Genomic DNA, 4,821 nt, shown 5'->3' with positions numbered 1-4,821 from the left:
CGGGAAAAGTTCACTTTTCTTTTAAAGATTGCCCCGGACTTTGAAAACCCCCTGCGGTATGCCAACCGCTGTCGAAGTTTGACTCTTAGTGAAGAGAAGAAGTGCTGAAACCCTAAAAAGAGGGGCCAGTAAATTACTGGCTCCTCTTCTGAATTAAATCCTTAATAACTCAATGAGTTAAGGGTACTAAACCCTTGCTAAAGCTTCCAAATCATCGGGCGATAAACCTCCACATCCTCCATCAATGCCGCTAAATATTCCCGTGCTTGTAGTTCCAAACAACGGCGCAAAGTCACCTGATATCCAGTATGGGGATGGGTTACCTGAGAGAGCAACTTCTCTTCCCAATGCTTAAGGAACTTCCGCAAAGAAGTTGGATGTAAGAAAACGCCGCCATGATCATCAGGGGGAGTGAAGTCTGACTCAGTGAAGATTTTAGAATTAATCAAATAACACACCAAGGAATCAACCACTTGAGCGCGAAACTCTTCCATCAAATCCGACACCAAAGCAGGATGATAATTGCGAGAGACATGCAAATTCCCAAAGTGGGTGTGTAGTCCCAATCCTTGGACAGATGACCCGACATTATGAAATAGTAGAGTATAGCCCAAACTCAATAAACTATTGACCGGATCGGTAGGAGGTCGCTTAGTGCGCTTCTCAAACGTAAAGGGGCCAAGAAAAAGTCGATTTTTTTTCTCATCTCACCTCCAAAATGACGCGATCGACAGCCTTCAAACCCTTACCCAGAAGGCCATCTGAGGGGGTCTACGACAGAATGCGGGTTTTGGCGATCGCCTGTCCCCCTCAGATGCTTATCAGAGAATAATAAGTTATAAGTTTAGATTATCACTTTATCTCAACAGCAAATTGATATTATAGTAAAAAGATTGTGGATAAATAAAAACGCATTATGTTTTGGGCAGATAAGATCGCAAAAGATGCACAAGGCGAACAAATTGTCAACGACTCAAAAACCCCATCCGGTCGCGTTCACGTCGGCTCGCTACGGGGAGTCGTTATACATGATGTCATCTATCGTGCCTTAAAACATGCCCAAAAACCCGTCAAATTCCTCTATGGTGTCGATGATTATGATGCCCTAGATACGGTTCCCCACTATCTCAACCCAGAGCAATTTAACCCCTATCTCGGCTATCCCCTCTGTAACGTTCCCTCCCCAGAAGAAACCGCCAGCGACTACGCCAAATATTTCATGGGCGAATTTCTACAAGTCTTTGACTATTTAGGCGTAAAACCACAAATTTACTATCTGCGCGACCTCTATCGCACCGGACAACTTAACCCTTATATTGACACCTTCTTAAACAACGCCCACTTAATTCGCCAAGCCTACGAACAAGTCAGCAAAGCCAAACGACCCGATGATTGGTATCCCTTCCAAGTTGTTTGTGAAAACTGCGGTAAAATCGCCACCACCGTCGTCACCGACTACAACGGCGAACAAGTCTTTTACACCTGCAAACCCGATAGCACCGACTGGGTAGAAGGATGCGGTCATTCCGGTTGGGTTTCTCCCTTTGACGGCAACGGAAAATTACCCTGGAAAGTCGAATGGGTCGCCAAATGGGATCTGTTAGGAATCACCATTGAATTAGCCGGAAAAGACCATTCCCAAAAAGGCGGCTCCCGTGATGTAGCCAATGCCATTTGCCGGAAAGTGCTGAAAAAACAACCCCCTTTCCATTCTCCCTATGAATTCATTCTAGTCAATGGCACGAAAATGAGTTCCTCCAAAGGAGTCGGTTCCAGTGCCAGAGACATGGCCGACTTATTACCGGCTGAACTGCTGCGATTTCTGATGTTAAGAACTCCCCCCAAAACCGTAATTAATTTTGCGCCCAATTACGAAACAACAACTCGCCTATTCCGAGATTATGATACCTTGATTGGCAAATATCAAGAAGGGCAAAGTTCTGGGGAAGAAGAGGAACTCTCCAAGGACTTAATGCCCCTTTTGTATGCCCAATTAGAGAGTGAAATTGAACCCTATCAACCCTTCGAGCTAAGTACCTTAATTTCCCTGTTGCAAATTCCTGGTTTAGATATTGAACAGGAAATTCAAAAACGGATGCCTCCCCTAACCGATAGAGATTGGCAAGAGATTCAAAAACGGATTGCTGTAGGTAAGAAGTGGCTCGAAGATTATGCCGATGAAGAAGAAAAGTTAGTCATTTATTGGGATCAGATTCCCGAAGGAGCCAGTCAATTATCTGACGAGCAAAAGACCTATCTTAAACAATTGGTGTCCAATCTGGAAAAAACTGAAAATTGGGAAGGAGAGGAGTTGCAAACCCTAATTTTCTCCACCACTAAGGAGTTATCGATTAAACCCAATGTGGCTTTTCCAGCCATTTACCAATCATTCCTAGGTAAAGAACGGGGGCCAAAAGCAGGCGGGTTATTATCCTATTTAGACCGTACGTTTGTAGTCGAGCGCTTAAACGCTGTAATTGCCCTGGGCTAGTGCCCTGACCTGACATCATGTATAATAGGGGGCGAATGGGACTGTAGCTCAGTTGGATAGAGCGAGCGCCTCCTAAGCGCTAGGCCATGGGTTCGAGACCCGTCAGTCCCGCTTAGTTATATCAAGTCCGATTAAACCGCTATGATTACAAATCATCGCTAAATCACCCGATTTCGACTCTCACCCTTAAGAAATGCGGCAATATTTTGTTCCACTTCCGCGACTAACCGCGCTCTTGATTCTTTAGAAATCCAGGCAATATGAGGGGTAATGAACAATCTATCTTTGTTTTGAATCTGAAAAAGAGGATTACTTTCTTCTGGAGGCTCTTTTGCCAATACATCTAAACCTGCGGCAGCAATTTCGCCATGCTCCAAGGCTGATGCTAACGCCGCTTCATTGACAATTCCTCCCCGACTGACATTGAGTAGAATGGCTTGAGAAGACATTTGTTGAAGTTGCGGTTCATCAATGAGATTAGCTGTTTTTTCGTTTAATGGCGCATGAATAGAAACAATCTGCGATTGTTGCAACAATTGCTCTAAACTGACGCATTCAAAAGGTTGTTCGCAGTTTTGCCCACTGGTGGAAAAATAGGAAACCTGACAGCCAAAAGCTTGGGCAATATCAGCAACTTTGCGGCCAATGGTTCCCATACCGATAATCCCCCACTGTTTCCCCGCCAGCTCAAAAAAGGATTCTCCTAGATGGTTAAAGGTGGGACTTTCGCACCATTGGCGGCTGCGGGTATAATCGTCGAAATAACGGGAATGGTGGGAGAGATAAAAAAGCATCGCAAAAGTATGATCCACCACACTATTGGTAGAGTAACCCACGGCATTAGTTACAGTAATTCCCCGTTCCCTTGCACATGGGATATCGATAATATTGTATCCAGTCGCAGCCACACAAATCAGTTTGAGACTATTGGTCGTTTCCAGAATGGGACGATTAATGGCGACTTTATTGGTGATGATAATTTCAGCACTTTGAATTCGGGTCGGAACCTCTTCGGCTTGAGTCGTTGGGAAGCTTTCGACCGTTCCAAATTTTTCTAATCCGCTTAGGTTTACGTCACCCAGGGTAGCTGCATCTAAAATAACGATTTTCATGGGTAGTCAATCTTGGTCACAAGTTCAGGCTGTCAGTTGCTGGGTTTTCGGGGAGGCAAGAAACAAGAGCGATTGGTCACCAGTGAGAGAACTTAATTCCCTGAGAACTCTTACTTAACCCCCCCAAGGCAGCGATGTTTACTTCCATTGGATGTTTGATGTCCTCCCTCGCCTCGAACTGCTGCGACTGAGTGGTATTAACTTCAACGATATTGATTATTTTATTTTTTCCAGCTATCATTTACCCTTTCAGATTCAAACCCTATCCCAATTAGGCATTCCCGAACATAAAATCATCACCAATCGTGAATTTACCCATATTATAGCAGACAACCTCATCGTTCCCTCCTGGCCCAGTCAGCCAGGAGAAATGCCTAAATGGGTCTGTCAATTCCTAAGAAACACTTTTTTACCAGCAAATAATTCTCAGCCATCAGATGCTCCCCAAAAACTCTATATTAGTCGCGCAAAATCCAGACACCGAAAAGTAATTAACGAAGATCAATTAGTAGAAAAATTAGAAAAAATTGGCTTTCAATCAGTTATACTAGAAACAAAGTCAATGGAAGAACAAGCCCAGCTTTTTGCTTCGGCTCATCAAATTGTTGCTCCTCACGGAGCCGGACTCAGTAACTTAGTGTTCTGTTCGCCCGGTACTCAAGTGATTGAGTTTTTTTCTCCCAACTATGTAGAAACCCACTACTGGGTTCTGAGTAATGAAATTGATCTAGATTATCATTATTTGATGGGAGAAGGGAAACAACCCAAGGAATATGAAGATCTGCACTGGATCTGGGATAATGTAAATCTTAAGATGGATGAAGTTTTTCAGTTGATAAATCTACCTCAGAAGTTGTAACTAGAGTTCTATAAATTATGATATCTAAAGATTCCAAAGATAAACTAAAAAGAATTGCAAAGTATGACTTAACTTTATGGTCTAAAGTGGTCATGTTGAAAGAATGCTTTAACTTCATTGAATCTCTTGATCCTTCTACATTAAATGCTTTAGAAATATCAGGAAATACTTTAGAAGATATAACATTCAAATCTTATACAAAATTTGACTATCCTGAATATGACATTTGTAAAGATTGTTTAGACAAACGCTTCGATTTAATTATGGCCGATCAAGTATTTGAACATTTACTGTGGCCTTACAGAGCAGGGGGTTTTCAAAGTCCGGGGCAATCTTTAAAAGAAAAGTGAACTTTTCCC

4 protein-coding genes, 1 tRNA gene and 1 pseudogene are annotated in these 4,821 nt (G+C 43.0%); 4 read left to right on the top strand and 2 right to left on the bottom strand.

From position 1 onward, the window contains the following. Nucleotides 1-197: 197 nt before the first annotated feature. Nucleotides 198-689, bottom strand: a pseudogene (gene cas1 / locus PMG25_RS03820) (CRISPR-associated endonuclease Cas1); the annotation flags it as partial. Between the two features lie 227 nt (nt 690-916). Between cas1 and lysS the strand changes: the two are divergent. Both lysS and PMG25_RS03810 read left to right on the top strand, forming a co-directional pair. Then, nucleotides 917-2,491 carry a lysine--tRNA ligase gene (gene lysS / locus PMG25_RS03815; RefSeq protein ID WP_283765585.1) on the top strand — a complete coding sequence of 525 codons (1,575 nt, stop codon included), beginning with the start codon at nt 917-919 and terminating at the stop codon, nt 2,489-2,491. 37 nt (nt 2,492-2,528) lie between these two features. Then, a tRNA-Arg gene (locus PMG25_RS03810) sits at nt 2,529-2,602 on the top strand. 47 nt (nt 2,603-2,649) lie between these two features. Here the strand turns inward: PMG25_RS03810 and PMG25_RS03805 are convergent. Next, nucleotides 2,650-3,603, bottom strand: coding sequence for a D-2-hydroxyacid dehydrogenase (locus PMG25_RS03805; RefSeq protein ID WP_283765584.1), 954 nt, complete (start codon nt 3,601-3,603; stop codon nt 2,650-2,652). 151 nt (nt 3,604-3,754) lie between these two features. Between PMG25_RS03805 and PMG25_RS03800 the strand changes: the two genes are divergently transcribed. Together PMG25_RS03800 and PMG25_RS03795 are read left to right on the top strand one after the other, a co-directional pair. Continuing rightward, nucleotides 3,755-4,462, top strand: a complete 708-nt coding sequence (locus PMG25_RS03800) for a glycosyltransferase family 61 protein (RefSeq protein ID WP_283765583.1) — start codon at nt 3,755-3,757, stop codon at nt 4,460-4,462. 17 nt (nt 4,463-4,479) lie between these two features. Beyond that, on the top strand, nt 4,480-4,812 hold the full coding sequence (locus PMG25_RS03795; protein WP_283765582.1) for a hypothetical protein: 333 nt from the start codon (nt 4,480-4,482) through the stop codon (nt 4,810-4,812). Nucleotides 4,813-4,821 lie beyond the last annotated feature (9 nt).

Origin of the sequence: Roseofilum capinflatum BLCC-M114, assembly GCF_030068505.1 — a bacterium.
Taxonomy (GTDB): domain Bacteria; phylum Cyanobacteriota; class Cyanobacteriia; order Cyanobacteriales; family Desertifilaceae; genus Roseofilum; species Roseofilum capinflatum.
The sequence above is the reverse complement of the archived record's forward strand: the minus strand, read 5'-3'. Positions and strand labels throughout refer to the sequence as shown.